Annotated in this window: 20 protein-coding genes; 5 read left to right on the top strand and 15 right to left on the bottom strand. The window is 72.4% G+C overall.

Going from position 1 to position 23,608, the window contains the following annotated elements:
- Positions 1 to 40: 40 nt before the first annotated feature.
- The gene (locus GSY65_RS18810; protein WP_159770136.1) at positions 41 to 1,021 is read right to left on the bottom strand and encodes an NAD(P)H-quinone oxidoreductase; all 981 of its coding nucleotides are present in this window, start codon (positions 1,019 to 1,021) and stop codon (positions 41 to 43) included.
- Between the two features lie 293 nt (positions 1,022 to 1,314).
- On the opposite strand from GSY65_RS18810, the gene GSY65_RS18805 reads away from it, so the two are divergent.
- A complete protein-coding gene (locus GSY65_RS18805) occupies positions 1,315 to 2,337 on the top strand; it encodes an ATP-binding cassette domain-containing protein (protein ID WP_159770133.1) in 1,023 nt (340 codons plus the stop codon).
- Positions 2,334 to 3,182, top strand: coding sequence for an ABC transporter permease (locus tag GSY65_RS18800; RefSeq protein ID WP_159770130.1), 849 nt, complete (start codon positions 2,334 to 2,336; stop codon positions 3,180 to 3,182). Before GSY65_RS18805 ends, GSY65_RS18800 begins: the two co-directional genes overlap by 4 nt.
- A 60-nt stretch (positions 3,183 to 3,242) precedes the next feature.
- Here GSY65_RS18800 and GSY65_RS18795 read toward each other — a convergent pair whose 3' ends face one another.
- The 6 genes from GSY65_RS18795 to pdhA form a co-directional block, all read right to left on the bottom strand.
- The gene (locus GSY65_RS18795; protein ID WP_159770127.1) at positions 3,243 to 4,334 is read right to left on the bottom strand and encodes a potassium channel family protein; all 1,092 of its coding nucleotides are present in this window, start codon (positions 4,332 to 4,334) and stop codon (positions 3,243 to 3,245) included.
- 111 nt (positions 4,335 to 4,445) lie between these two features.
- Positions 4,446 to 5,807, bottom strand: coding sequence for a molybdopterin molybdotransferase MoeA (locus tag GSY65_RS18790; RefSeq protein WP_159770124.1), 1,362 nt, complete (start codon positions 5,805 to 5,807; stop codon positions 4,446 to 4,448).
- The gene (locus GSY65_RS18785; RefSeq protein WP_159770121.1) at positions 5,804 to 6,829 is read right to left on the bottom strand and encodes a DUF6457 domain-containing protein; all 1,026 of its coding nucleotides are present in this window, start codon (positions 6,827 to 6,829) and stop codon (positions 5,804 to 5,806) included. The genes GSY65_RS18790 and GSY65_RS18785 overlap by 4 nt, the downstream gene beginning before the upstream one ends.
- 237 nt (positions 6,830 to 7,066) lie before the next feature.
- Positions 7,067 to 8,545: a dihydrolipoamide acetyltransferase family protein gene (locus GSY65_RS18780; RefSeq protein ID WP_159770118.1), complete on the bottom strand. Its 1,479-nt coding sequence runs from the start codon at positions 8,543 to 8,545 to the stop codon at positions 7,067 to 7,069.
- Complete coding sequence (locus GSY65_RS18775) at positions 8,545 to 9,549, bottom strand: alpha-ketoacid dehydrogenase subunit beta (protein WP_159770115.1); 1,005 nt, start codon at positions 9,547 to 9,549, stop codon at positions 8,545 to 8,547. The genes GSY65_RS18780 and GSY65_RS18775 overlap by 1 nt, the downstream gene beginning before the upstream one ends.
- On the bottom strand, positions 9,549 to 10,682 hold the full coding sequence (gene pdhA / locus GSY65_RS18770; RefSeq protein WP_159770112.1) for a pyruvate dehydrogenase (acetyl-transferring) E1 component subunit alpha: 1,134 nt from the start codon (positions 10,680 to 10,682) through the stop codon (positions 9,549 to 9,551). Before pdhA ends, GSY65_RS18775 begins: the two co-directional genes overlap by 1 nt.
- Before the next feature lie 189 nt (positions 10,683 to 10,871).
- On the opposite strand from pdhA, the gene GSY65_RS18765 reads away from it, so the two are divergent.
- Positions 10,872 to 11,357 carry an Lrp/AsnC family transcriptional regulator gene (locus GSY65_RS18765; RefSeq protein WP_159776142.1) on the top strand — a complete coding sequence of 162 codons (486 nt, stop codon included), beginning with the start codon at positions 10,872 to 10,874 and terminating at the stop codon, positions 11,355 to 11,357.
- Positions 11,358 to 11,517: 160 nt separating this feature from the next.
- Here GSY65_RS18765 and GSY65_RS18760 read toward each other — a convergent pair whose 3' ends face one another.
- A complete protein-coding gene (locus tag GSY65_RS18760) occupies positions 11,518 to 12,108 on the bottom strand; it encodes a TetR/AcrR family transcriptional regulator (protein WP_159770109.1) in 591 nt (196 codons plus the stop codon).
- The gene (locus GSY65_RS18755; protein WP_159770106.1) at positions 12,105 to 13,622 is read right to left on the bottom strand and encodes a 3-hydroxyacyl-CoA dehydrogenase; all 1,518 of its coding nucleotides are present in this window, start codon (positions 13,620 to 13,622) and stop codon (positions 12,105 to 12,107) included. The genes GSY65_RS18760 and GSY65_RS18755 overlap by 4 nt, the downstream gene beginning before the upstream one ends.
- Before the next feature lie 147 nt (positions 13,623 to 13,769).
- On the opposite strand from GSY65_RS18755, the gene paaN reads away from it, so the two are divergent.
- Complete coding sequence (gene paaN, locus GSY65_RS18750; protein ID WP_159770103.1) at positions 13,770 to 15,461, top strand: phenylacetic acid degradation protein PaaN; 1,692 nt, start codon at positions 13,770 to 13,772, stop codon at positions 15,459 to 15,461.
- A gap of 67 nt (positions 15,462 to 15,528) precedes the next feature.
- Here paaN and GSY65_RS18745 read toward each other — a convergent pair whose 3' ends face one another.
- From GSY65_RS18745 to GSY65_RS18735, 3 genes are read right to left on the bottom strand one after another with little or no spacing between them, the layout of a single operon-like run.
- On the bottom strand, positions 15,529 to 16,302 hold the full coding sequence (locus GSY65_RS18745) for a TrmH family RNA methyltransferase (protein WP_159770100.1): 774 nt from the start codon (positions 16,300 to 16,302) through the stop codon (positions 15,529 to 15,531).
- A 19-nt stretch (positions 16,303 to 16,321) separates the two neighbouring features.
- Positions 16,322 to 17,722: an HTTM domain-containing protein gene (locus GSY65_RS18740; RefSeq protein WP_236579875.1), complete on the bottom strand. Its 1,401-nt coding sequence runs from the start codon at positions 17,720 to 17,722 to the stop codon at positions 16,322 to 16,324.
- Positions 17,719 to 18,783 carry a DUF5819 family protein gene (locus GSY65_RS18735; protein ID WP_159770097.1) on the bottom strand — a complete coding sequence of 355 codons (1,065 nt, stop codon included), beginning with the start codon at positions 18,781 to 18,783 and terminating at the stop codon, positions 17,719 to 17,721. Before GSY65_RS18735 ends, GSY65_RS18740 begins: the two co-directional genes overlap by 4 nt.
- Before the next feature lie 310 nt (positions 18,784 to 19,093).
- Here GSY65_RS18735 and GSY65_RS18730 point away from each other — a divergent pair, with 310 nt between their 5' ends.
- A complete protein-coding gene (locus tag GSY65_RS18730; protein ID WP_159770094.1) occupies positions 19,094 to 20,284 on the top strand; it encodes an acyl-CoA dehydrogenase family protein in 1,191 nt (396 codons plus the stop codon).
- Positions 20,285 to 20,469: 185 nt separating this feature from the next.
- Here GSY65_RS18730 and GSY65_RS18725 read toward each other — a convergent pair whose 3' ends face one another.
- The 3 genes from GSY65_RS18725 to GSY65_RS18715 form a co-directional block, all read right to left on the bottom strand.
- Positions 20,470 to 20,799 (bottom strand): rhodanese-like domain-containing protein, encoded by a 330-nt coding sequence (locus tag GSY65_RS18725; protein WP_159776138.1) that lies wholly within the window; start codon positions 20,797 to 20,799, stop codon positions 20,470 to 20,472.
- 68 nt (positions 20,800 to 20,867) lie between these two features.
- The gene (locus tag GSY65_RS18720; RefSeq protein ID WP_236579873.1) at positions 20,868 to 21,893 is read right to left on the bottom strand and encodes a hypothetical protein; all 1,026 of its coding nucleotides are present in this window, start codon (positions 21,891 to 21,893) and stop codon (positions 20,868 to 20,870) included.
- Between the two features lie 220 nt (positions 21,894 to 22,113).
- Positions 22,114 to 23,574: a DUF2252 domain-containing protein gene (locus GSY65_RS18715; RefSeq protein WP_443043298.1), complete on the bottom strand. Its 1,461-nt coding sequence runs from the start codon at positions 23,572 to 23,574 to the stop codon at positions 22,114 to 22,116.
- Positions 23,575 to 23,608 lie beyond the last annotated feature (34 nt).

Below are 23,608 nucleotides of genomic sequence, written 5' to 3'. Positions count from 1 at the left end.
GACCGCAGGTGTCACGGGCATCGCGGGGACTTTCCCTCGGCTACGGCGCCACCAGCACCACCTTGCCCACATGGCCGCCGTCCTCCAGGACACGGTGGGCCGTGGCCGCGTCGGGCATCGGGACCTCCCGGTCGACGACGGGGCGTACCCGGCCACCGGCGACCAGCGGCCACACGTGCTCGCGTACGGCGGCGACGATGGCCCTCTTCTCCTCCAGGGGCCGGGCCCGCAGCGAGGTCGCGCTGATGGCGGCCCGCTTGGCGAGGAGCGCCCCGATGTTCAGCTCGCCCTTCATGCCGCCCTGCATGCCGATGATGGCGAGACGGCCGTTGACGGCGAGGACCCGGACGTTGCGGTCCAGGTACTTCGCCCCCATGTTGTCGAGGATGACGTCGGCGCCCTTGCCGTCCGTGGCCTTGCGGACCTCCTCGACGAAGTCCTGCTCGCGGTAGTTGATCAGGATGTCCGCGCCGAGCTCGGCGCACTGGCGGAGCTTGTCGTGGGTGCCCGCGGTGACGGCGACCTTCGCGCCGACCGCCTTCGCCAGCTGGATGGCCATCGTGCCGATGCCGCTGGAGCCGCCGTGGACGAGGAGGGTCTCGCCCGGACGGAGGTGGGCGATCATGAAGACGTTCGACCAGACCGTGCAGACCACCTCGGGCAGCGCGGCCGCCCGGTTGAGGTCGAGGCCGGCGGGGACGGGCAGCACCTGGCCGGCCGGGACGGCGACCTTCTCCGCGTAGCCGCCGCCCGAGAGCAGCGCGCACACCTCGTCGCCGACGTTCCATCCGGACACGCCGGACCCGATCGCCGCGACGCGTCCGGAGCACTCCAGGCCGGGGTAGGGCGAGGCGCCCGGTGGCGGGTCGTAGAAGCCCTGCCGCTGGAGCAGGTCGGCGCGGTTCACCGCGCTCGCCGCCACCTGGATGAGCACTTCGCCCTCGCCGGGCTCGGGGTCGGGGACCTCGTCCCACACCAGGGCCTCGGGTCCACCGGGTTCGGGAATCGTGATCGCATGCATGAGGGGACGCTACCCCTCGCCCCGCCGCCTCTCCCAGCGTGCCCGTCGGGGGCCGGTACGCGACCACAGCGGTCCCGCCCCGACCACACCGGTCCCGCCCCGACCACGCCCGGCACGCCCTCGCCTCCACCGACGCCGCCACCTCGACGGGGGCGGAAACAGGGGTGCGGTCGATCTCCGTCGGAGGGACCGTGGAGAAATCACGCCCGCGCGGCCGATGAGTTCCGGTGGAACCGGCGGTCTCCCCCTGCACAGCCCCGGACATGGGCCCTGTACGCGGAAGGATCCCAGACATGAGCGCACAGACATCCGGCCTCGCGATCGAGACCGCGGGTCTGGTGAAGACGTTCGGCGAGACACGGGCCGTCGACGGCGTCGACCTCGCCGTGCCGGCCGGCACGGTCTACGGCGTCCTCGGCCCGAACGGCGCCGGCAAGACCACCACGGTGAAGATGCTCGCCACGCTGCTGCGACCCGACGGCGGCGAGGCCCATGTCTTCGGTCATGACGTCGTCCGCGAGGCCGACGAGGTACGCGGCAGGGTGAGCCTGACGGGTCAGTACGCCTCGGTGGACGAGGACCTGACCGGCACCGAGAACCTGGTGCTGCTGGGGCGTCTCCTCGGCCACGGCAAACGGGCGGCGCGGCTGCGCTCCGAGCAGCTGCTGGAGGCCTTCGGACTGAGCGAGGCCGCCGGGAAGCAGGTCAAGCACTACTCGGGCGGCATGCGGCGCCGCATCGACATCGCCGCGTCCATCCTGAACACCCCGGACCTGCTGTTCCTCGACGAGCCGACGACCGGCCTCGACCCGCGCAGCCGCAACCAGGTGTGGGACATCGTGCGCGCGGTGGTCACCCAGGGCACCACTGTGCTGCTGACCACGCAGTATCTGGACGAGGCGGACCAGTTGGCGTCGCGGATCGCCGTCATCGACCGCGGCAAGGTGATCGCGGAGGGCACGAAGGGTGAGCTGAAGGCCTCCGTGGGAGCCGGCTCTGTGCATCTGCGGCTGCGGGACGCGGCCCAGCGTGCACAGGCCGAGGAGATCCTGCGCCTCGCGCTCGACGCCGAGGTGCAGCGGGAGCCGGACCCGGTGGCGCTGACGGCGCGCGTGGGCGGCGGATCCGTCAACGGCCAGGGCGCCGCGGAGGCCGCGGCCCGCGCCCTCGCCGAGCTGGCCCGCGTCGGCGTCGTCGTCGACAACTTCGCGCTGGGGCAGCCCAGCCTGGACGAGGTGTTCCTCGCCCTCACCGGACATGACACGAAGGCACACGACTCCCGACACGTCGAGAAGAAGGACGAGGCGGCGGTATGAGCACCGCGACCAGCACCGACAGCAAGGAACTCGCCCCGGTCAGCGCCGAGTCGCTCGCCGCGCTGCTCATCGCCAAGGAGCGTCCGCCGCGGCCCAGCGCGCTGTCGGCGTCCCTCACCTTCGGCTGGCGGGCCATCCTCAAGATCAAGCACGTCCCGGAGCAACTGTTCGACGTCACCGCCTTCCCGATCATGATGGTGCTGATGTACACGTACCTCTTCGGCGGTGCCCTGGCCGGTTCCCCGGAGGAGTACATCCAGTTCCTGCTGCCGGGCATCCTCGTGATGTCGGTCGTGATGATCACGATGTACACCGGCGTCTCGGTCAACGCGGACATCGAGAAGGGTGTCTTCGACCGGTTCCGCTCGCTGCCGATCTGGCGGCCGGCGACCATGGTCGGCTATCTCCTGGGCGACGCCCTGCGGTACGCCATCGCGTCCGTGGTGATGCTCACCGTCGGCCTGATCCTCGGCTACCGCCCGGACGGCGGCGTCATGGGCGTGGTCGCCGGGATCGCCCTGCTCATCGTCTTCTCGTTCGCGTTCTCGTGGATCTGGACGATGTTCGGGCTGATGCTGCGCACCGAGAAGTCGGTGATGGGCGTCAGCATGATGGTGATCTTCCCGCTGACCTTCCTGTCCAACGTCTTCGTCGACCCGAGCACCATGCCGGGTTGGCTGCAGGCGTTCGTCAACAACAGCCCGATCACCCACCTCGCCTCGGCGGTGCGCGAGCTGATGGCGGGCGAGTGGCCCACGGCCGAGATCGCCTGGTCGCTCGGTTGGTCCGGCCTGTTCGTGCTCGTCTTCGGGCCGGTCACGATGCGGCTGTACAACCGCAAGTAGCGGTCGCGGCGTGGGGGCGCCCCCGGGAAGCACATCCCCGGGGGCGCCCCCATGCCGGGGCTACGGCAGGTGCTTGGTCTCGGGGGTGATCTTCGTGCTCGGTGTGGCACGGACGATCGTGATGAGGCGGTCCGTCAGCTGGAGTTCGCCGATGGACGGGTCGTCGTAGCCGAGCACCCGGTGGCCGCGCAGCACGCTGACGACCAGGTCCTCCGTCTCCCGTACCTTGCGCCCCACCTCGGCCTTTATGACGGGCCGCTCGACGATGTCGAGGCCGCTGCCCTGCTGGATGAGATCCTCCATGACCATGCCGGCGGCGGGACTGAGTACCGAGAGTCCGAGGAGCCGTCCGGCCGCGCTAGCACTGGTGATGACGACATCGGCCCCGGACTGCTTCAGCAGCGGCGCGTTCTCCTCCTCCCGTACGGCGGCCACGATCTTCGCGCCACGGTTCATCTGGCGCGCGGTCAGCGTGACCAGTACGGCGGTGTCGTCCCGAGCGGTGGAGATGATGATCTGCCGCGCCTTCTGCGCCTCGGCCCTCAGCAGCACATCGCTGCGGGTCGCATCCCCCACGATGCCCGCGTATCCGTCGGCCGTCGCCGCCTCGATCACCTTGGAGCTGGGGTCGACGACGATGACCTGTTCCTTCTTCAGCCCCGTCGCGCAGACGGTCTGGATCGCCGACCGCCCCTTGGTCCCGAAACCGACGACAACGGTGTGCTCCCTCAAGGCCGCCCTCCAGCGGTTCAGTCGCCATTCCTCGCGCGTGCGCTCCGTCAGGACCTCCAGCGTGGTGCCGACCAGAATGATCAGGAACAGCACGCGCAGCGGGGTGATCACGAAGATGTTGGTGAGCCGGGCAGCGTCACTGACCGGGGTGATGTCGCCGTATCCGGTGGTCGAGAGGGTGACGGTGGCGTAGTAGAACGCGTCCAGCAGGTCGACGCTGCCATCCGAGTTGTCGTTGTAGCCCTCGCGGTCGGCGTAGACGATGAACGCCGTCGCGACCAGGACGAGCAACGCCATCGCGAGTCGCTTGCCGACCTGGTGGCTGGGGCGCTCGACCTCCCGCTTCGGCAGCTTCACCGCATGCGTCACGTGACGCTCGTCCGCCGTGCGGGCGATCACGTCATGGCCCGGCAGTTTCACGTGAAACACTCCCCGCTTCCCCGTACATCCCCTGGCTCCACTACGCCTCCATGTGCCCCTTGTTTCACGTGAAACCCCCGTGCCCGCAGTTCAGTTGGGCGCGTGGATGTTTCACGTGAAACACACCTGGATTCCCGCGGTCGCCCAGGGCAGATCGAGCAGCTCCAGTTCCTGACCGGGACGGGCACCGCCGGGTGGAACGACGGCAAGGGCATCGGCGGTGGCGATGCCGCGGAGCATAGCGGGACCGTTGTAGTGCAGCGGTACGGCGTCGTCACCGCGCAGGGCGACAGGGATGAGCCGGGTGTCGTACGGGTGCCCGTGGACCGCCTCCCTCAGCGGCATTCCGTACCGCTCGGGCGCGGCTCGTCCGGCCAGGGTACGCAGAAAGGGCTCGGTAAGGGTGAACAGCCCCGAGACGGCGGCCAGGGGGTTGCCCGGCAGGCCCACAAGATGCTGGTTCTCCGTGGTGCGGGCCAGCAGCATGGGGTGGCCGGGGCGCACCTTGACGCCGTCGACGAGGAGTTCGGCACCGATGCGGCGCAACGTGGGGTGCACATGGTCCACGGGCCCGGCGGCGGTACCACCGGTGGTGACGATCAGGTCGGCTGAGGAGGACCGCACGGCCTCGTACAGGGCGGCGGCGGCATCGCCGAGTCGGTGTACGGCGGTGACCTCGGCCCCGAGCGCCCGAAGCCAGGACGGCAGCATCGGACCGAGGGCATCGCGGATCAGGCCCTCGCGCGGAAGTCCCTCGGTGAGCAATTCGTCACCCAGGACGAGCAGTTCGACACGGGGGCGCGGCAGCACGGTCAGGGTGTCGTACCCGGCGGCAGCGGCGAGTCCCAGGGCGGCGGGGGTGAGCAGTGTCCCGGGCGGCAGCAGTTGGTCGCCGATGCGGCACTCCTGGCCCCGGGGACGGATGTCCTGACCGTGCGCCATGTCCCTGGTCGCGTGCAGTCGGCCCTGCTCGCCGGTGCGGCCGTGTTCACTGCGCAGGACCGCGGTGGTGTCGAGCGGGATGCGTGCGCCGGTGGCGATCCGGACCGCCTCACCGTCGGTGAGCCGCTCGGGCTCGGCGTTCCCGGCCAGCACACCGTCCTCCCTGACGGCCCAGGGGCCGGGGCCCGCGACCGCCCAGCCGTCCATCGCGGACGTGTCGAAGGAGGGAAGGTCGGTGAGAGCGGTGAGAGGGGCGGCGAGCACCAGGCCGAGGGCGTCCTCGATGGGGACGGAGAGCGGGGAGCGGCGTGCGCAGGAGCGGGCGGCGCGCTCGGCGACGGCACGGGCCTCGGGCCAGGGTGTGGCCCGGTGGTGGGTGTCTTTCGGCGCCCGGTGCGCGGCGGGCAGGCCGTCGGCCGGGGTGTCGTCGGTGGGACGGGGGGCGCGTGGCCCTCGGACGGGCCTGTCGTTGGCCACGGCCAGCGCCTCCTCCACGTCCACGTCGAGTTCCTCGGCGTCCTGGGCGGTCATCCGGCGTCCGGAGTGGTGTCGGAGGCGCCGGACCCGGTGTCCGCGGAGCCGGGCCGGGTGTCCGGTGAGCCGGGCTTGGCGTCGGAGGCGTCGGTGCCCGCCTCGCCTGCCCAGCGGAGAGCCAGGGCCGTGGCCTTGCGGGCGGCCTCGGCGACCGCTTCCGGGCCTCCCCCGGCCTTCGCGGCCGCGTAGCCGACCAGGAAGGTGGTCAGCGGGGCCGCGGGCCTGGCCACGTTGTGGGCGGCGTCACGGGCGAGGTCGAGCAGTTCTCGGGTGTCGACGTCGAGGTCGATGCCCAGCTCGTCCTTGACTGCGGAAATCCATTCATCCAACACGTGGCCATGCTCCCTGATCCGTGCGCGGGCGGCGGCGATGTCGTCCCAGGTGTCGCAGTCGAACGACGCGACGGGGTCGGTGATACGGGTGAGGCGCAGCGCCCCGACCAGCCGCCGCAGGGGCAGCCCGGCCGTCCCCCCGTGCCCGGCACCGAGCCGCGCCAGCTCCCGGCGCAGTGCGTCGGCCCGGTACGCGGCCACGAGGGGCTGATCACGTCCGTCGGGATCGGTGACGAGGACGCCCTCGGCGGGGTCGGGGGCGGGCGTGGAGGCTCCGGCGGCGGACGGGGCGGCGGGGGAGTCCTCGGACGCCCTGGCGCTGCCTCGGAGGGTGTCGAGCAGCCGCCGCACCGTCTCCTCGGCGAGGAAGGGCAGGTCGGCGGAGAGCACGACGACGTACGGGGCGGTGGTGCGGCGGAGCCCGGCGTCCAGCGCGGCGACGGGGCCGCCACCGGGGGGCTCCTCACGGGCCCACAGCACGGGACGGGCGGTGGGCCGGGGGTCGGCGACGACGACGGTCGACCGGGCCCCCGCGCAGGCGGCCAGCACCCGGTCGAGCAGAGCACGTCCGCCGACACGCACCCCGGGCTTGTCCGCTCCGCCGAGCCGCCGGGCGGCACCCCCGGCGAGCACGACGGCGTCGTACGCCTCGGTACCGGGGCCGTCCGGCGGCTCATGCGCGGTCATCCCCCGAGTATGCGTGCCCCCGGCGACCACAGGGAACGCCGGGACGTCAGGTGATCCGGGGGACACCCGGCATGCCAAGAGGGCCGGCCGATGCCCGGGGGCCGGGCGATGCCGGGGGCGCAGGGCGATCGGGGTCGCGGGAGTGGGTGTTCGACACCGGGAGACCGTGGGACGACGGTCGAAGGCCGCCGACGCCGGGGGCGGGGTCGACGGCCGAAGACATGGCGGCGTGCGCGGTCAGAGCGTGCGCAGCAGCACCGCCGGCTGTTCGACGCAGTCCGCGACGTAGCGCAGGAAACCACCCGCCGTGCCGCCGTCGCACACCCGGTGGTCGAAGGTGAGCGAGAGCTGCACCACCTGCCGTACCGCCAGCTCGCCCTGGTGGACCCACGGCTTCGGGACGATACGGCCGACGCCGAGCATGGCCGCCTCGGGGTGGTTGATGATCGGCGTGGAGCCGTCGACGCCGAACACGCCGTAGTTGTTCAGCGTGAAGGTGCCACCGGTGAGCTGTGCGGGTGTGAGCGTCCCGGTCCGCGCGGCCTCGGTGAGCCGGGCGAACTCCGCGCTGAGCGACTCCGCGTCCCTCGCGTGGGCGTCCCGTACGACGGGCACGACGAGCCCTCGTTCGGTCTGCGCGGCGAACCCGAGGTGCACCTGGTCGAGGCGCACGATCTCGCGGGCCTCCAGGTCGACCGTCGAGTTCAGCTCCGGGAACCGGGCCAGCGCGGCGGTACAGATCCGGGCGAGCAGCGCGAGGAGCGAGATCTTCGGGCCCCCGGCCGCGTTGATGGCCGCGCGGGCGTTCATCAGTTCCGTCGCGTCGGCGTCCACCCAGCAGGTGGCGTCCGGGATCTCGCGCCGGCTCCGCGAGAGCTTGTCGGCGACGGCGCCGCGCACCCCCCGCAGCGGGACACGGGTGCCGGATACGCCCTCCGCACGCGCGGGCACCGCGGCGGGCACCCCCGCGCCCGCGGACAACGCGGCGGGCTGTGCGGCGGCCGTGGGGGCGGCCGGGGACGTCGCGGCACCGGCGGTGGCCGCCCGCAGGGCCTGCTCCACATCGGCCCGCAGGATCAGTCCGTCGGGGCCCGAGCCGTGCAGCTTCCTCAGGTCGAGGCCGTTCTCGCGGGCGAGGCGGCGGACGAGGGGGGAGATCACGGGCACGGGACCGTGGCCGCCCACCGGCTCGGCAGCGAGCGGAGTGGTGTCGGCGAACGCCCTCTCGGCGACCACGGCGCTCACCCCGCCGTTCACCGCCCCGCCGGTGGCCCCGGCCGGAACCGCCGGACGAGCCGGAGCCGCCGCCGCGGCCGGAGCCGTCGGAGCCGCAGGCCGGACCCTCCTGCGGCGCTTCGGTGCCTCCGAAGTGCCGTACCCCACGAGCACGTTCCCGGAGCCCTCGGCCTGCCCCGCGGGGTCCGGCCCCTGCGCGGCGCCCGAGGAGCCCTCGGGCCCGCCGGCGACAGGCGCTCCCACCGCGACCGTCAACAGCGGCGCCCCGACGGGCAGTTCCGTACCCTCCTCGCCGAAGCGGGCGGTGACGACACCGCCGTAGGGACACGGCACCTCGACCATCGCCTTGGCCGTCTCGACCTCGACGACGGGCTGGTCGACGGCGACGACGTCGCCGACCTGGACCAGCCAGCGGACGATCTCCGCCTCGGTGAGCCCCTCACCGAGGTCGGGCAGCTTGAACTCCAGGACCTGTGCCATCAGTTCTCCGCCTCCCACTGCAGACGCCCGACCGCGTCGAGGATCCGGTCGACGCCGGGCAGGTGGTGCCGCTCCAGCATCGGCGGCGGGTACGGGATGTCGAACCCGGCGACACGCAGCACGGGCGCCTCCAGGTGGTGGAAGCAGCGCTCGGTGACCCGGGCCGCGATCTCGCCGCCCGGCCCGCCGAAGCCGCCGGACTCGTGGACCACGACGGCCCGCCCGGTGCGCCGTACGGACGCGGCGACCTTCTCGTCGTCGAAGGGCACGAGCGAACGCAGGTCGACGACTTCGAGGTCCCAGCCCTCGGCCGTGGCCGCCTCGGCTGCCTCCATGCAGACGGGCACGGACGGGCCGTAGGTGATGAGCGTGGCGCTGCGGCCCGTGCGGCGCACGACCGCCCGGCCGATCGGCTCGACGGACTGCGGTTCCTCGGGGTTCCAGGAGTCCTTCGACCAGTACAGGCGCTTGGGCTCCAGGAAGACGACGGGGTCGTCGGAGGCGATGGCGGCGCGCAGCAGCCCGTAGGCGTCGGCGACGGTGGCGGGGGTGACGACGTGGAGTCCCGGCGTCGCGATGTAGTACGCCTCGGAGGAGTCGCTGTGGTGCTCGACGCCGCCGATGCCGCCGCCGTAGGGGACCCGGATGGTGATCGGCAGCGGCATGGCGCCGCGGGTGCGGTTGCGCATGCGGGCGACATGGCTGATGAGCTGCTCGAACGCCGGGTAGGCGAACGCGTCGAACTGCATCTCGACGACCGGCCGGAGCCCGTACATCGCCATGCCGACGGCCGTGCCGAGGATGCCCGCCTCGGCGAGCGGGGTGTCGGTGACCCGGTCCTCGCCGAACTCCTTGGCGAGTCCGTCGGTGACCCGGAAAACCCCGCCGAGGGTGCCGACGTCCTCGCCCATGACGTGCACCGTCGGGTCGGCGGTCATGGCGTCCCGGAGGGCCCGGGTGAGCGCCTGCGCCATGGTGGCGGGCTTGAGAGCGACGGTGGTCATCAGTGCGCCCCTTCTTCTTCCGCCGTCAGTTCGGCGCGCAGCAGGGCCTCCTGCTCGCGCAGTTGGGGGGTGGGCTCGGCATACACGTGGGCGAAGAGGTCCATGGGGTCGAGCACGGGGTCCTGGTTCATGCGCTCGCGCAGATCGGCGGCCATCGCCTCGGCGGCGTCGCGGGCGGCCTGGATGCCGGCCTCGTCGATGAGGCCGCGTTCGGTCAGCTCGCGCTCCAGGAGCGCGATCGGGTCGTGCGCGCGCCAGGTCTCCACCTCGGCGTCGACGCGGTAGCGGGTCGCGTCGTCGGCGTTGGTGTGGGCGTCGATGCGATACGTCACCGCCTCGACCAGGGTGGGGCCGCCGCCCGCACGGGCGTGGGCCACGGCCTCGGTGAGCACCTGGTGCACGGCGGCCGCGTCGTTGCCGTCGACCAGGCGGCCCGGCATGCCGTAGCCGACGGCCTTGTGGGCGAGGGAGGGGGCGGCGGTCTGCTTCTCCAGCGGCACGGAGATCGCGAAGCCGTTGTTCTGCACGAGGAAGACGACCGGGGCCTGCCAGACGGCCGCGAAGTTGAGCGCCTCGTGGAAGTCGCCCTCGCTGGTGCCGCCGTCGCCGACCAGGGCGAGCGCGACCACGTCGTCGCCCTTGAGGCGGGCGGCGTGCGCGAGGCCCACGGCGTGCGGGAGCTGGGTGGCGAGCGGGGTGCACAGGGGCGCGACACGGTGCTCGTGGGGGTCGTAGCCGGTGTGCCAGTCACCGCGCAGCAGCGTGAGCGCCTGCACGGGGTCGAGGCCGCGGGCGACGGCGGCGAGCGTGTCGCGGTAGCTCGGGAACAGCCAGTCACGTTCCTCGAGGACGAGCGCGGCGGCGACCTCGCAGGCCTCCTGGCCGGTGCTGGACGGGTACACCGCGAGCCTGCCCTGCTTGGTCAGGGCCGTGGCCTGCGTGTTGTACCGCCGGCCCCGCACCAGTTCCGCGTAGAGGCGGCGCAGCAGTGCGGGGTCGGCGTCGGCCGCGGAGTCGGTACCGAGCACGCGGTAAGGACGCTCGTCGGGCAGCAGGGGTGCGGGGTCGGTGCGGGGCTGCCAGGCGGGGGGCGGTGTCGGATGGTACGCACCCCGCTGCTCCATGACCGTCATACGGCACCTCCTCGTGGGAGTGGCTCCGGGACGCGCCACGGTTGTGACGCGCCTCACCTACCGATTGTTCGGTCGATGACGCATTTTGGCTACAGGCACCCCGAGGCTGTGGACAAACGGTTCTGCACAGCCTCGAATGAACGCAACACGTCCATGGCAGAGAGGTGGGGGCACATGGCGCCTGAACAAATGGCCGAGCCGCCGGAACAGGGCCCGGCGCTGCCACCCCCCAGACCGCTGGACGCCATAGACGAGGACATCCTGCGCATGCTCCAGGCCGACGGCCGCGCGTCGATACGGTCCGTCGCCGAGCGTGTCCACGTCTCCCGGGCCAACGCATACGCCCGGATCAACCGCCTCATCGAGGACGGCGTGATCCGCGGATTCGGGGCGCGCGTGAACCACGAACGTGCCGGAAAGGGCACGTCCGCCTACATCACGCTGAAGATCGTGCAGAACTCCTGGCGCACCGTCCGCGAACAGCTGCGCCAGCTCCCCGGCGCCGCCCACATCGCCCTGGTGGGCGGCGACTTCGACGTCCTGCTCCTGGTGCACACGGCGGACAACCGGGCCCTGCGCGAGGTCGTCCTCACCAAGATCCAGGCCATCCCGGAGGTGCTGAGCACCCGCACGCTGCTGGTGTTCGAGGAGGAGCACGTCGAACCGGAGGGATGACCGAGAGGAACACCCCGGAGGGGTGACACACCCTGAAAATCGGACACGAGAACCCCACCCGCGACCGATACAGGGTGGTGAAATCCGGTCGAATGACGAGCGAACGACGGACGGGCAACGGACGACGGACAGCGAACGACGGACAGCGGACGACGGACTTTCAGTGCTGGGCGCGCAGCCCAGAGAAGACCAGATGCGCCACCGCTTCGGACACCTCGCGCTCGCCCATCCCGCGTCCGTCCGGCCGGTACCACTCCACGATCGAGTTGATCATCCCGAAGACCAGCCGGGTCGCCAGCCGCACCTCCACGTCGCCGCGCACGTCCCCGTCGGCGGCCGCGGCCTTCAGCAGCTCGGCGACCCGGTGGTCGAAGTCGCGACGCCGCTCCAGCGCCCAGCGCTCGGTGTCGGTGTTGCCCCGCACCCGTAGCAGCAGCGTCACGTACGGCAGCTCGGCGATGAGGACCTCGACCATGCGCCGGACCACGTGCTCCAGCCGCTGGACGGCACGCCCCACGCGCGCGGGCTCCTCGTCGAGGATGCCGAAGAGCTGGTCCAGGGCCCGGCTCACGGCCCGCCGCAGCAGCTCCTCCTTGCCGCTGACGTGGTGGTATATCGACGACTTGGAGATCCCGGCCGCCCGGGAGAGATGCTCCATGGACGTGCCGTCGTAGCCCCGCTCGTTGAAGACCTGCACGGCGACGGAGAGGAGCGTCTCCGGGGTGTACGTGTCGCGCTTGGCGGTGGTCATGAGGAGGTGCCCTCCCGCTTGTCGGAGGCGTAGGCGTGCCGGTACAGCGCGAGGGACGGCGCGTAGCGCCCGGAGGGGTCGCGCAGATGCAGGTCGTCGAGGAGGGCGTACGCCCAGTTCCGGCCCAGCCTGCGGCCCCACTCGAACGGACCGAGCGGGTAGTTGACCCCGAGCCGCATCGCGGTGTCGATGTCCTCCTCCGTCGCCACTCCCTTGGCCACCGCGTCGTGCGCGAGGTCGACGATCCGGGCCACCGTGCGGGCGACGATCATGCCGGGGGCGTCCCCGATGACGCTGACGTCCTTGCCGAGCGCCTGGAACAGGCCGATGGCCTCGGTGAGCGTCTGCGACGAGGTGTCCTGGGAGGCCGACAGCGCGATCCGGGTGGCCCGCCGGTAGTCGAGCGCGAGGTCGAAGTAGACGACGTCACGGAACTCCACGGACGTCTGCCCGTCCGCGAGGGCCAGCTGGCCGCCGCTCGGCAGGACCAGCCTCGTGCCGTGGTCCTCGTCCTCCTCGCGCACGCCGACGCCGGCCTCCCGGATCAGCGCCAGCAGGTCGGAGGCGGGCCCCAGGTCGCCCTCGGCCACGACGTACGCGGGCGGCCGGGCGGGTTCGGCGGTGTGCGGCTCGGGGCGCTCGGCGCCGTCCGCGTAGTCGTACCAGCCCTGGCCCGTCTTGCGGCCGAGCCGGCCGGACTCGACGAGCCGCCGCTGTGCCAGCGAGGGCGTGAACCGGACGTCCTGGAAGAACGCCTGCCACACGGAGTGGGTGACGGACTCGTTGACGTCCTGCCCGATGAGGTCGGTCAGCTCGAAGGCGCCCATCCGGAAGCCACCGCACTCGCGCAGCACCGCGTCGATGGTCGCGGGGTCGGCGGCCTGCGACTCGTACACCGCGAAGGCCTCGGCGTAGAACGGCCGTGCGATGCGGTTGACGATGAACCCGGGGGTGTCGGCGCAGGCGACGGGCGTCTTGCCCCAGGCGCGCGCCGTCTCGTACGCGCGCGTGGCGGAGGTGACGTCCGTGGCGAACCCGGAGACGACCTCGACCAGCGGCAGCAGCGGCGCGGGGTTGAAGAAGTGCAGGCCGACGAAGCGTCCGGGGTTGCGCAGGGCCCCGCCGATGGCGGTGACGGACAGGGAGGAGGTGTTGGTGGCGAGCAGGCAGTCGTCGTCGACGACGTCCTCCAGCGCCCGGAACAGTTCCTGCTTGACGTCGAGCCGCTCCAGCACGGCCTCGACGACGAGGGAGCAGTCCGCGAGGTCGGTGAGGTCCCGCGCGGCGTGCAACCGGGCGCGGGCGGCGTCCCGGTCGCCGGCGGTCAGGCGGTCCTTCGCCACGAGGCGGTCGAGCCGGGCGCCGATCGCCTCGGCCGCCTCCTGGGCGCGGCCGGGCAGGGCGTCGTAGAGGTGTACCGGGTGGCCGGCGACCAGCGCGACCTGGGCGATGCCCTGGCCCATGGTGCCGGTCCCGACGACGGCCACGGGGCTGCTGAGGTCGAGTCCTGTCATGTGCGCGATCCTCCCGCACGGGATTGTCCACAGATGCGGCGGACCCCCTTGTCCCGACCGATCGTTCGGTTACTCTAACTCTGTCCTCCTGTCGCTGCCCAGGTCAGGTCTCGACGCAGAGTCCCTGACGTGAGGAGTTGGTCACGCATGGCCGCCGAACTGTCCGCGCACGACCTGATCGCCAAGCACCGGCCCACGCTCGACCAGGCCCTGGAGGCGATCCGCACACGCGCGTACTGGTCACCCCACCCCGAGCACCCCAAGGCGTACGGCGAGAACGGCAGCCTGGGCATGGCCGAGGGCAAGGCCGCCTTCGACGCGCTGCTCGGCACCCGCCTCGACCTCGGCCAGCCCGGCACCGACGACTGGGTGGGCGGCGAGACCTCCCCGTACGGCATCGACCTGGGCGTCACCTACCCGCACGCGGACGTCGACACGCTGCTGCCCGCCATGAAGGCCGGCCAACGCGCCTGGCGCGACGCGGGCGCTCAGGCGCGCGCGGTGGTGTGCCTGGAGATCCTCAAGCGGATCAGTGACCGCACCCACGAGTTCGCCCACGCCGTCATGCACACCAGCGGCCAGGCGTTCATGATGGCGTTCCAGGCCGGCGGCCCGCACGCGCAGGACCGGGGCCTGGAGGCGGTCGCCTACGCGTACGCCGAGCAGGTCCGCACCCCGGACGAGGCGGAGTGGACCAAGCCCCAGGGCAAGCGCGACCCGCTCAAGCTGGACAAGCGGTTCAAGGCGGTCCCGCGCGGCATCGCGCTGGTCATCGGCTGCAACACGTTCCCGACGTGGAACGGCTACCCGGGCCTGTTCGCCTCCCTCGCCACCGGCAACGCGGTCCTGGTGAAGCCCCACCCCCGCGCGGTCCTGCCCCTCGCGCTCACCGTGCAGGTGGCCCGCGAGGTGCTCGCCGAGACCGGCTTCGACCCGAACCTGGTCGCACTGGCCACCGAGCGCCCCGGCGAGGGCATCGCCAAGACCCTCGCCACGCGCCCCGAGATCCGGATCATCGACTACACGGGCTCGACGTCGTTCGGCGACTGGCTGGAGGCCAACGCCCGCCAGGCGCAGGTCTACACGGAGAAGGCCGGCGTCAACACGGTCCTCGTGGAGTCGACCGACAACTACAAGGGCATGCTCTCCAACCTGGCCTTCTCGCTGTCCCTGTACAGCGGCCAGATGTGCACCACCCCGCAGAACCTGCTGATCCCCCGCGACGGCATCACCACCGACGAGGGCGCGAAGTCCTACGACGAGGTCGTCGCCGACCTCGCCAGGTCGGTCGGCGGTCTGCTGGGCGACGACGCCCGCGCGAACGCCCTGCTCGGCGCGATCGTCAACCCCGACGTCAAGGACCGGCTGGAAGCCGCCGCCGGCCTCGGCGAGGTCGCCCTCGCCTCCCGCGAGATCGCCAACCCGGAGTTCCCGGACGCCGTCGTCCGTACGCCGGTGATCGTGAAGCTCGACGGAGCGAAGCCCGACGACGAGGCCGCGTACATGAGCGAGTGCTTCGGGCCGGTGTCCTTCGCGGTGGCCGTCGACTCGGCGGCGGACGGTGTCGAGCTGCTGCGGCGGACGATCCGCGACAAGGGCGCGATGACGGTCGGGGCGTACACCACGTCCGACGAGGTCGCGGGCGCCGTCGAGGAGGTCTGCCTGGACGAGTGCGCGCAGCTCTCGCTCAATCTCACGGGCGGGGTGTACGTGAACCAGACCGCGGCGTTCTCCGACTTCCACGGCTCCGGGGGCAACCCGGCCGCCAACGCGGCGCTGTGCGACGCGGCGTTCGTCGCAAACCGCTTCCGGATGGTCGAGATCCGCCGCGAGGCGTAGGGCTCCGCTGTCCGGCCGCGTGGCCCGGCGTCCCCCGCGCGGGGGACGCCGGGCCACGCGCGCGTTCTCAGCAGGCGCCCGCGCTCCAGTGGTAGAGCGTCATCGCCACGCTCGTCGCCAGGTTGTAGCTGGACACCTGGGGGCGCATCGGCAGGGACACCAGGTGGTCGGCGCGCTCCCGCAGTTCGGCGGAGAGCCCGCTGCGCTCGGAGCCGAAGGCGAGCAGCGCGTCGTCCGGCAGTTTCAGGGCCCGGATGTCGTCCCCCTCGGGGTCGAGGGCGAACAGCGGGCCCGACGGCAGGTCGGCCACCTCCAGCCGCTCCACGGCGGTCGCGAAGTGCAGCCCCGCCCCGCCGCGCACGACCGTGGAGTGCCAGGGGTCCAGGGTGCCCGTGGTGACCACCCCGGTCGCGCCGAAGCCGGCGGCCAGCCGGATCACGGCCCCCGCGTTGCCCAGGTTGCGGGGATGGTCGAGCACGACGACGGGCGCGGTGCGCGGGGTGTGCGCGAGCGCCGCCAGATGCCCCGCGCGCGGGGGGCGCACGGCCAGGGCGGCGACGGCCGTGGGGTGCGGACGCGGCACGAGCGTGCGGTACGTCTCCTCCGGCACCTCGGCGAGCAGCGCCGTCAGCGGCTCCCGTACGTCCGGTGCCAGGTCGTCGGCGAGGGCCAGCGCCGCCGCCCGGTCGGCGGTGACCGCCACCGGGACGTCGGCGCCGAAGCGCAGGGCGTGCTTGAGGGCGTGGAAGCCGTCGAGCAGGACGGAGGCGTCGGCGAGACGGCGCCACGTCCGGACCGGATCACCGTCCCCGCGCGCCGGTCCCGCCAGGGGCGCGCTCATACCGCGCTCACCGGATCGTTCATGCGGTGAAGCCTACGTGCGCCTGCTCGGCCGTCTCCTTCTCCGGGGGTGGCGCCCCCTGCCCGGAGCCCTCGGACCCGCCGCGGCCGCGCCCGAGCGGCACCCGGCGCACCACACCGTCACGCGCGCGTGCCGCCCAGCCGCCGAGGCGCTTCAGGAACGACGTCGGCAGGAACACGGCGTCGGCGGCGATCATCGCGAGCGAGAAGAACGGCAGCCCGAGGACGAGCGCGATCGCCGCGTGCTCGGTCATCATCACCGCGAGCAGGACGTTCTTGACGCGCCGGTTGAACAGCGTGAACGGGAAGGCGACCTGGGCGATGACCGTCCCGTACGTCACCAGCATCACCATGGTGCCGCTCGACGTCATCAGGTCGGAGAGCGCGGGCCACGGCGAGAAGTAGTCCAGGTGCAGCGGGTAGTAGACCGCCGTTCCGTCCTGCCAGCGTGAGCCCTGGATCTTGTACCAGCCGGCCGTCGCGTAGATCAGACACGCCTCGGCCATGATCACGACCAGGGCGGCGTTGTGGGCGAGGTTGGCGACGATGTCGAGCAGCACGCGGGGCCGGACGTCCGACTCGATCCGGTGCACGGCCCACCACGCGCCGTGGACCACCCACAGGCCCCAGAAGATGGTCAGCCAGCCGCCCGCGAAGCCGCCGGGGACCAGACCGCCGAACGTCGCCACGAGCAGCACGAAGCCGAGCGCACACCACAGGAGGGGGCCCACCCGGTCCGCGTGCGCCGCGTCCGGCCGCTCCGGGCCCGCTGCTGCCCCCAGCCCTTCCCGCGCCGGACGCTCGCGGGTGCGCCGTTCGCGCCGGGCGTCCAGGGACCAGACCTGACCGCAGCGGAGGAAGACCAGATAGATCGCCATGAGATGGATGACGTTGTCGCCGCCGTCCCCCATGAACACGCTGCGGTTCTGCAGCGACAGCACACCCACCATGAAGAGCACGCTCGCGGTGCGGGTGCGCCACCCGAGCAGCAGCATCAGGCTCGACAGCACGGCGACGGCGTAGACGATCTCGAACCACACCATGCCGTCCGACCACATCAGGGTCGTGAACGCGCCGTTGTTCGCGATCAGCTCCTGCGCGAGGTCCCAGCTCCACGGCCCGTCCGGCCCGTACAGCTCGCGCCGGTGCGGGAACTCGCGCAGCAGGAACAGCAGCCAGGTCCCGGCGAAGCCGATCCGGACGATCGCGCTCTGGTAGGGGCCCAGCGCGTTGTCGGTGACCCGCGCGATCCCGGAGCCGACCGCGGCGGTGAGTCGGGCCAGCGGCCCGCCCCCGCCCGCAGGAGGGTTCCCGGGAGCCAGGTCTGCGGGCTGGGTGAGGCTGGTGGTGCCAGCCGGGCCGGTGGGGCCGGTGGGGCCGACCGGAGTCGTGGGGCTCATTCGGCGCTCGCCTCCGTGCGGTCGCGGTCGGTCACCGACCACCAGGACAGCTCGCGGACGACGGGCTTGTCGGACACCTGTTCCTCGCTCCACTCGGGCGCCGGGACGTTGGTGGTGCGGGACCTGACCTGTATCCGCTCGACGACCCCACCGGAGCCGTCGGCCCGCTCACCGTCGAGCTCACGGTCGAGGCGCATCACCACGATGCGGCGCAGGTAGCGCTCGGACAGCTCACCGCGTGAGCTCGTCGCGCGGTTCTCGGTGTCGTGCGTGGAGACGTAGAAGTCCCAGGCCCGGCGCAGCTCGTTCTGCTCGGTGTGGCTGGGCATCAGGTTGCCGTCGATGGCGGCCCCGTCCAGCGCGGAGAGGTCGTACCAGCCGGTCTCCCGGAAACCACCGCCCGGCTTGCGGACTTCGGCCCTGACCTGCACGGCGATGTTCTGCTGCAACGGGTTCGGCGCGAACAGCTTCCAGTTCTGCTCGAACTCCGGGTACACCCAGTCGTCGACCGCCTGACCGTGCTGCTTCGTCATCGTGTTCGAGGGCGCCACGTGCAGAAACACCATCCCGACATGCACACAGGCCACCACGGCCACGACGGCCAGCGCGAGCGCCACGACGATCTGGTACGGCAGCGGGAGCGAGGCTATGCCGGATGCGGCCGGGGGCGGCGACTGCGCCGGGGCGAGGGTGCCGTCCGAAAGCGGCCGGGCGTGCGGAGGAGGCGAGGCGTTCGGCGGGGACGGGCTGTGCGGAGGAGGCGGGGTGTACGGCCCCTGCCGCGAAGCCCACGCCGGGGAACGGGCCGGAACCGGCGCGCGGCCGGTGTCGGCCCCCGCCACTGGTACGCCCGCGGGGTCGTCCGCCGATGAGGAGGAGGCGGGGGCGGGGATGGAGGTGTCGGTTTCCGCTACGGGTGGGGACGCCGGGGCAGGTGTGTCGGTGTCCGCGTCGGCGCTGTCGTTCTCGTCGGCGGCCGTGTCGCCGGGGCCTGGGGAAACGGGGCCCTCGGGCTCGTCCGGCCCGCGCCGGGCGTTCGAGACCTCGTCGTACGCGTCCATTCCGCCCCGCTCCCCGATTCCCACTCCCGGTCCGTTTCCCCACCGGAACTTACTCAGCCGCGCGCATCCGGCACAGTCCCGGTGGCCACAGCAGTCACATCGTCACACCGATCACACGGCACCCACGAGGTTATCCACAGCCTCGGACACCTTACGGCGCCGTGCTCCACCCTTGAGGTGGGCAGCGGAACCGCCCTCCCGGACCTTCGACGACCAGGGCCGCCGCCTCCGGCCCCGCCACGTCATTCCCTTCTTCTAGAACCTGTTCTATCTTGACGCCCCGTCATCGGCGACACGGAAGGGCGGAACCGTGGACTTCACCTTCACCGAGGAGCAGCAGGCGGCGGCCGAGGCGGCGAGGGCGGTGTTCGCCGGGGTCGCACCGGACGGGGTGCCGAGCCCGTCGCTCGTTCCGGGGGCCGTGGCCGACGACTTCGACCGGGCCCTGTGGACGCGGCTGGCCGACGCGGACCTGCTCAGCCTCCTGCTGGCCCCCTCCTACGGCGGCTCGGGGCTCGACGCCATCGCACTCTGCCTGGTGCTGCGCGAGTCGGCGAAGGTTCTGGCCCGGGTGCCGTTGCTGGAGAGCAGCGCGGCCGCGGTGACCGTCCAGACGTACGGCAGCGAGGAGGCGAGGACGGACCTGCTCACCCGGGTCGGCCGGGGCGAGGTCGTCCTGAGCGTCGCCGCGCACGGCCGCACAGGCCACGACCCCGCCGAACTGGCGGTCACCGCGCAGCGCGACGCCGACGGGACGTGGGTACTCGACGGCGTCCAGACGGCGGTGCCCTGGGCGTACGACGCCGACTACATCGTCGTACCGGCGACGGCCGTGGCCGCGGACGCCGGACTCACCGAGGCCCCGCAGGTCGGCACGGCACGCGCCGGCGCCGACCACGTCCTGCTCGCCCTCGTCCCCCGCGTCCACGAGGGCGTGGTCCTCGCCGAGCAGATCTCGACGGCGGGTGAGCGGCTCGCCGAACTGCGCCTGGACTCGGCCCGGATCGCCGCCCGGGACGTCATCGACGCGGACGGTGCCTGGGAAGGGCTCCGCGAACTGCTGACCACCGGCACCTGCGCGCTGGCCCTCGGGCTGGGGGAGGGTGCCCTCACCATGACCGGCGAATACACCGGCAAACGGGAGCAGTTCGGGCACCCGATCGCCTCGTTCCAGGCCGTCGCCATGCAGGCCGCCGACCGGTACATCGACCTCCGCGCCATGGAGGCCACCCTGTGGCAGGCCGCCTGGCGCATCAGCTCCGGAGCGACGGGCGCCCTGCCCTCGGCCGGGGACGTCGCCGTGGCGAAGATATGGGCCTCGGAGGGCGTACGGCGGGTGGTGCAGACCGCCCAACACCTGCACGGCGGCTTCGGCGCCGACGTCGACTACCCCCTGCACCGCTACCACGCCTGGGCCAAGCACCTCGAACTCTCCCTCGGCCCGGCCGCCGCACACGAGGAGTCCCTGGGCGATCTCCTGGCAGCGCACCCCCTCGGCTGAGCGCCACCACCAGTGGGCCGAACACCACGCACACCCATCGCGCCGACCGAAGATGTGCGCGAAACCACCGGCGCGCCCCTGAGCCTGGAAAGCTCTGCGGACCTGGGGAACCAGGTGGCTGGAGGGCCAGGAACCAGGGGGCTGAGAACCGGGGGGTTGAAAACAGGGAGGTTGAAAACAGGGAGCTAGAGAACGAACCCGCTCTCGCCCTTGCCGTCCACCACGGGCCGGCCGGCGGCCTCCCAGACCTGCATCCCGCCGTCCACGTTCACGGCGTCGATGCCCTGCTGGACGAGGTACATGGTGACCTGCGCCGAACGCCCGCCCGAACGGCAGATCACATGAACCCTCCCGTCCTGCGGCGCCGCCTCGGTCAACTCGCCGTACCGCGCCGCGAACTCGCTGATCGGGATGTGCAGTGCCCCTTCGGCATGACCCGCCTGCCACTCGTCGTCCTCCCGGACGTCGAGCAGGAAGTCGTCGTCCTTGAGGTCCCCGACCTCGACCGTGGGCACACCAGCTCCGAAATGCATGCGTACGACGCTACCCGACCGCACGCCCCGACATCGCCGTCGTGCCCCGCCTACTCGGCCCGCCCGGTCTCCCCGGCGAGGTCCCCCTGGCCGCCGAGTCCCTCCGGTCCGCCGGGTCCAGGTGCCTCCGGGCCGCCCTCGCCGAGCAGCCCCGCCAGTTCCGCCTCCCGCTGGGCGACCTCCGCCAGCAGTTGCTCGGCGATCTCGTCGAGGAGGCGGTCGGGGTCGTCCGGGGCGATGCGGAGCATGGAGCCGATGGCCCCCTCCTCCAGTTCGCGGGCGACGAGGGTGAGCAGTTCCTTGCGCTGGGCCAGCCATTCGAGGCGGGCGTACAGCTCCTCGCTGCGGCTGGGCCTGCGCTCCGCCGGCACGGGACCGGCGGCCCACTCCTGCGACAACTCCCGCAGCAGCGACTCGTCGCCCCGCCCGTACGCGGCGTTGACCCGCGATATGAACGCGTCGCGCCGCCCGCGCTCCTCGTCGTCCTGGGCCAGGTCGGGGTGGGCCTTGCGGACCAGCTCGCGGTAGAGCCGGCGGGCCTCGTCGCTCGGCCGCACCCGCTCCGGAGGCCGTACGGCCTGGTCGGTGAGCATGGCCGCGGCCTCCGGGAACAGGCCGTCGGAGTCCATCCAGCCGTGGAACAGCTCCTCCACGCCCGGCATGGGCATGACCCGGGCCCGTGCCTCGTGGGCCTTGCGCACGTCCTCGGGGTCGCCGGTCCGCGCGGCCCTGGCCTCGGCGATCCGGGCGTCGAGCTCGTCGAGCCGGGCGTACATCGGTCCGAGCTTCTGGTGGTGCAGCCGGGAGAAGTTGTCCACCTCGACCCGGAAGGTCTCCACCGCGATCTCGAACTCGATCAACGCCTGCTCGGCCGCCCGCACGGCCCGCTCCAGCCGTTCCTCGGGCCGCTCGCCCCCGCTGCCGTCCCCCGATGCCACGCCCTCGGTGGAACCGGACCCCTCCGCGGCCTCCGCAGCATCGGTGGACGTGCCCTCGGCCTGCCCCGGGCCCCCAGTGGGCTCCACAGGCTCGGCGGGGCGCTCGGACTGGGTCTGATCGGCTTCCGGGCTCGTCACCCGACCCAGCCTAGGCCACGACTCCGAGCGCCACCGCGCCCGCCCGAAGGCACCCGCCCCGACCGGGAACGACGAGCTCTGACGAGATCCGTGAACTCGCGCCCGCCGGGCCCGCCCCGAGAAACCACCCGGGCCGACCCCACTCGCCACCGCTCGCCGAGCCCCGTCGCCCGGCCCCGCCAACCGGCTCCGTCCCCCTGCTCTGTCGCCCCGGGTCCGGTCACACTCCGACCTCGGCCTCGATCCGCCCGGCCCGTATCGCCGCCACCAGGTCCGCGTGGTCCGCCTCCGTGCGGTCGGCGTAGGTGACGGCGAACATCGCGACGGCCTCGTCGAGTTCCTCGTTCTTCCCGCAGTAGCCGGCGATCAGCCGGGGGTCGGCGTCGTGGGCGTGGGCACGGGCCAGGAGGGCACCGGTCATCCGGCCGTAGTCGTCGATCTGGTCGGCCGCGAGGGCCGCGGGATCGACGCTGCCCTTGCGGTTGCGGAACTGGCGCACCTGGAAGGGGTGGTCGTCCACGGTCGTCCAGCCCAGCAGGCTGTCGCTGACCACCTGCATGCGCTTCTGTCCGAGGACCACACGGCGACCCTCGTGCTCCACCTCCGGAACGTCGAAACCGGCCGTCGCGAGATGCGGTTCGAGCGCCGAAGGGCGGGCCTCCTTCACCTGGAGCACCAGCGGCTCGCCCCGGTGGTCCAGGAGCAGCACGACGTACGAGCGGGTGCCGACGCTGCCGGTGCCGACGACCCGGAACGCCACGTCGTGCACGGCGTAGCGGGCGAGCAGCGGGTGGCGGTCCTCCGAGAGCGTGGTCAGGTACTGCTCCAGGGAGGCGGCGACCACCGCGGCCTCCGCGTCGTTCACCCGGCGCAGCACCGGCGGGGCGTCCACGAAGCGGCGCCCGCCGCCTTCCACCGCCTCGGTCGACCTGGCCGCGAAACGTCCGCTCGTATTGGCCCGCGCCTTCTCCGAGACCCGTTCCAGCGTGCCGAGCAGGTCGTGCGCGTCGGTGTGCGAGACGAGTTCCTCGTCGGCGATGGCGTTCCACGCGTCGAGGGCCGGGAGCTTGGCGAGGAGTCGCATCGTGCGCCGGTAGGCGCCGGTCGTGTCGAGCGCCGCCCTGCGGCAGGTGTCCTCGTCCGCACCCGCCTCGCGACCGGCGAGCACGAGCGAGGTGGCGAGGCGCTTGAGATCCCACTCCCAGGGGCCGTGCACGGTCTCGTCGAAGTCGTTGAGGTCGATCACGAGGCCGCCGCGGGCGTCCCCGTAGAGGCCGAAATTCGCCGCGTGGGCGTCGCCACAGATCTGGGTGCCGATACCGGTCATCGGCGTACGGGCGAGATCGTGGGCCATGAGGCCGGCCGAGCCGCGCAGGAACGCGAACGGGGTGGCGGCCATCCGGCCCACCCTTATCGGGGTGAGCGCGGCAATGCGGCCGCGGTTGGACTCCTCGACCGCCGTCACCGCGTCGGGCCGGTCGGTGGTGAGCGTCAGGTCCGCGTGCGTGCTGCGCGGCACCCGCTCACGCAGGGCCTTTCCCTCCTCCTTGGGCGAACCCTGCGAGGGCCACCGCGCGAACCCCGGCACCCACGGCACCCGCTCCTGCCCCGCCGCCTGGGCCCCGGACCCGGCCGCCGCCGTACCGGACTCGACCCCCGACGTCGTCCCACCGTCTTCGATCACAGCGATCGCCTCCCCCGCACATGCCCCCGCA

The sequence above is a fragment of the Streptomyces sp. HM190 genome, from assembly GCF_009857135.1.
Taxonomy (GTDB): Bacteria; Actinomycetota; Actinomycetes; order Streptomycetales; family Streptomycetaceae; genus Streptomyces; species Streptomyces heilongjiangensis.
The sequence above is the reverse complement of the archived record's forward strand: the minus strand, read 5'-3'. Positions and strand labels throughout refer to the sequence as shown.

Coding starts and splice junctions, on each gene's coding strand:
- GSY65_RS18810 (WP_159770136.1), bottom strand. CDS start 1,021: ATGCATGCGATCACGATTCCCGAACCCGGTGGACCCGAGGCCCTGGTG.
- GSY65_RS18805 (WP_159770133.1), top strand. CDS start 1,315: ATGAGCGCACAGACATCCGGCCTCGCGATCGAGACCGCGGGTCTGGTG.
- GSY65_RS18800 (WP_159770130.1), top strand. CDS start 2,334: ATGAGCACCGCGACCAGCACCGACAGCAAGGAACTCGCCCCGGTCAGC.
- GSY65_RS18790 (WP_159770124.1), bottom strand. CDS start 5,807: ATGACCGCCCAGGACGCCGAGGAACTCGACGTGGACGTGGAGGAGGCG.
- GSY65_RS18785 (WP_159770121.1), bottom strand. CDS start 6,829: ATGACCGCGCATGAGCCGCCGGACGGCCCCGGTACCGAGGCGTACGAC.
- GSY65_RS18780 (WP_159770118.1), bottom strand. CDS start 8,545: ATGGCACAGGTCCTGGAGTTCAAGCTGCCCGACCTCGGTGAGGGGCTC.
- GSY65_RS18775 (WP_159770115.1), bottom strand. CDS start 9,549: ATGACCACCGTCGCTCTCAAGCCCGCCACCATGGCGCAGGCGCTCACC.
- pdhA (WP_159770112.1), bottom strand. CDS start 10,682: ATGACGGTCATGGAGCAGCGGGGTGCGTACCATCCGACACCGCCCCCC.
- GSY65_RS18765 (WP_159776142.1), top strand. CDS start 10,872: ATGGCCGAGCCGCCGGAACAGGGCCCGGCGCTGCCACCCCCCAGACCG.
- GSY65_RS18760 (WP_159770109.1), bottom strand. CDS start 12,108: ATGACCACCGCCAAGCGCGACACGTACACCCCGGAGACGCTCCTCTCC.
- GSY65_RS18755 (WP_159770106.1), bottom strand. CDS start 13,622: ATGACAGGACTCGACCTCAGCAGCCCCGTGGCCGTCGTCGGGACCGGC.
- paaN (WP_159770103.1), top strand. CDS start 13,770: ATGGCCGCCGAACTGTCCGCGCACGACCTGATCGCCAAGCACCGGCCC.
- GSY65_RS18745 (WP_159770100.1), bottom strand. CDS start 16,302: ATGAGCGCGCCCCTGGCGGGACCGGCGCGCGGGGACGGTGATCCGGTC.
- GSY65_RS18740 (WP_236579875.1), bottom strand. CDS start 17,722: ATGAGCCCCACGACTCCGGTCGGCCCCACCGGCCCCACCGGCCCGGCT.
- GSY65_RS18735 (WP_159770097.1), bottom strand. CDS start 18,783: ATGGACGCGTACGACGAGGTCTCGAACGCCCGGCGCGGGCCGGACGAG.